The organism is Oleiphilus sp. HI0132 (assembly GCF_001635845.1).
In genome coordinates, this window is record NZ_LWGJ01001231.1 from 1 (window position 1) to 2,878 (window position 2,878).

The window sequence follows — 2,878 nt, forward strand, 5'->3', positions numbered from 1 at the left end:
GAGTGAAAACTGGTTCAGCTTGACCAAGATAACACAGCCTTGCTTACTAAACGGGGCATGGTTGCTTCCAGGCGGATTACGTATATAGGTTCCAGCGCCAAAGTCTCCTGTTTCATCTGAGAATACGCCCTCCAATACAAAAATCTCTTCACCCATTGGGTGAAAGTGCTCAGAGAAAGACGAGCCAGGCTCATACATTACAATGCTCGTGGTATGCCCCGATTCCTTAGCTTCTCGCTCCAAAGGTTTACGCCAAACACCGGCAGCAGGGCTTTTATCCCATTCCATTTTCGCTGTATCGAGAGCCAGCTTTTCCGAAAAATCCATATTTAACATTGTTAATACTCATACCTTGTGAGCATTAACAATACAGTGAAAAAAAAGACCTGACACCTTTTTTATTATTAACGGTAACAAACAGGTATATACGCATTGCCTTAAAGCCTGGGCCACAAAAATATTGATTAAGCCTTAACGAAAGCCCATAAAAAAATCCGACAATGTTGCCATCATCGGATTTTCTATTCAGCCTTATGCTAGTTTTTTACATGACTAAGTATTTCAGACTCTACTACTCAAATGAGTCCAGTATCACTTCAGACATACTTTTTCTTGAAGCATTGGTGATATACCGATATTTCTTAAACCATGACCAGTGATGGTGATACTCTACATCCACATCGATTGAGGCATTACCACTGTTTTCGTATTGATTTGCATTGCTCAATGCGAAGGTCATTGGGTGACCGTCAACAAACCATGGAAGTACCAATAGGTTTTGGAAAGACCAGATATTAATGGATTGCGGCATATTATTGTGAGGTGTGTTCTCACTCATAATGATGGGGTAGTAATAATCGTAGTAACCAGACGGGTGCTTCGAGACATACTTCACACGTCCATCTACAGCTAGATCAGACACACATGAATCAATGGACTCTTCCCTGTTAGAGCCACATGCACTATGCAGAGGTACAACACTGTCATCGCCGCCTGTAATCAGCGGGTGCGTAACGAGACCAAAAAGCTCATCACCCGTACCTGCAATACGCAAGTTAGGGATCGAATTAGACGTACCAGACGCGGCTAAGCCTCGAGCAATTTCAGGCTGCAATTCATACGTCATACCAATTCGCGTGCTGGGCAATGTAATATCTGCACCAATCCAATCGGAAATAGCATTAGCAATAGTAGAGCCGTAGTTGATACCATTAAACAGGTCAACACCTATGTTCGCCAGGTCAGTACCACCACCGGCACCCGCCATGGCGATGACCGCGTCAATGTTTAAGTTATTGGCATAATCACCCAACAGTGAAGCATTTTGAGGATCCATAACATAACGCATTACGATATCGCCCGTTGAGTGCAATACCAACACACAACCATCAACACAAAAGTTAGGTGTGTCTGCGAAGATTTCTTGCAACTGATTGGCAACAAGCTCACCATTATTACCTGGTCCAGTTAGGTGTTTACCTGAATCATAGTAAAGAATTCTAGCATGTGGGTCTGCCGTCTGATTGATCGATCCATCTCCATGCCGAACAATACCGTTACCGCCGTTGTATAGTTCAGACGTCCCCCAATATCGATAGCCATCTTCCTTACCGTTGTCACCTGGATCAGCGGCAATATGCGTGGGCCAATACCCTTGGATGAGTAAAATATTCTTACCCGCAATTTGACCTGCGAAGCTAGAAAGGCTAGACGCCGCCATGCATAAAGCGACGATATACTTGAGTATCTTCATGATAATTCTCCTGTCCTTTTATCTTTATTTTTAAGAGCTTAATTATGTGTTGAGTAGTGATTTAAGAGCTTGTCTGCTACAGAAAGTTGCTAGCCTTAGTGAGTACTCCCTAGTTGATTTAAGAAATCCAAACGTGATTGCGCGCTCTCGTCGATGTATGGAACGTCGTCATATTCGCTAAAAGAGAAACCGGCAACAGGATATGTAGACGCGCCGACCAGCCCTTGCTCCACGGTATATTTTGGTGCAGACGCCCCCCTGGTAAACGAAAGATCCCTGAGTTCATAAGGCCCTTCATGGCCCATATTTTTAAGTGCTGCGATGTGTGCTTTCAGTAAGAGCACACCGCTCTCTGAGTTGAGCTCTTCAACCGTATTCAGGTGCACAAGAGGTGTGCCTAAATCAGCAGCATAAAGATTTGCTTTAATGGCATGCAAGCCGGGAGCAGAGGTCGTCACCTGCATTGGAATCTTGAGGTATTCTCCTTCAACCTCGACCTCACCAAGCCCCTCTATAGACGCAACCGTCTTGGGGTACCTTATTAATGAGGTAATCGCATAGGTATTTCCATCAATCGTAAACTCGGCAACAACATCCATGTCTCCCTGATCGCTCACAGGAATATTGCTGAGGTCATCAAAATGCAAGCTGTATTGCTGGTGAGCATGATTAGAACCGTCATCTGAGCGAATAACACCTTGGTTTTTCGCGACAATCTGTCCACCAACTCGAACTAGCCCCGTGACATGCACAGAGTTACGAGCTTGTATGCCTGTCACATCTGCGACGGCGACAACAGGTTCGCCAGGGTAATAGTTAAACTTAGAGGTCTTGAGAGCAATACGAGGCCCTACCTCTTGTATCTCTCCATCAACGTCATCAAGATTGATCGGTCGACTAGACTGTACGGCCCGATTGGGTAAATACTCAACCAAGTCCTGTTGCTGATGAATCGGGCGCGAAAAAGTAGGGTATTTAATCTCCTGAGCAAAATGAGACGCTATTTGCTGGAAGCGATATTTGACCTCTCGCCCCTCAAAAGGATCATTCCTGTCTTCAATAGCTAAAGGCGCGTCATCGGGAGACATGTTCGCAGTCTCTGCCAAAGACTGAGCTTCAACACCA

General features: G+C 45.0%; 3 protein-coding genes. All 3 read right to left on the bottom strand.

Annotation, left to right across the window (positions count from 1 at the left end; translation table 11 throughout):
* Positions 1–336, bottom strand: a 336-nt coding sequence (locus A3766_RS18110) for a cupin domain-containing protein (protein ID WP_197479618.1), incomplete at its 3' end; no start/stop codon positions are given.
* Between the two features lie 235 nt (positions 337–571).
* Complete coding sequence (locus A3766_RS18115) at positions 572–1,753, bottom strand: hypothetical protein (protein ID WP_068516507.1); 1,182 nt, start codon at positions 1,751–1,753, stop codon at positions 572–574.
* A 95-nt stretch (positions 1,754–1,848) separates the two neighbouring features.
* On the bottom strand, positions 1,849–2,878 hold a 1,030-nt coding region (locus A3766_RS18120; RefSeq protein ID WP_068642644.1), incomplete at its 5' end, for a hypothetical protein.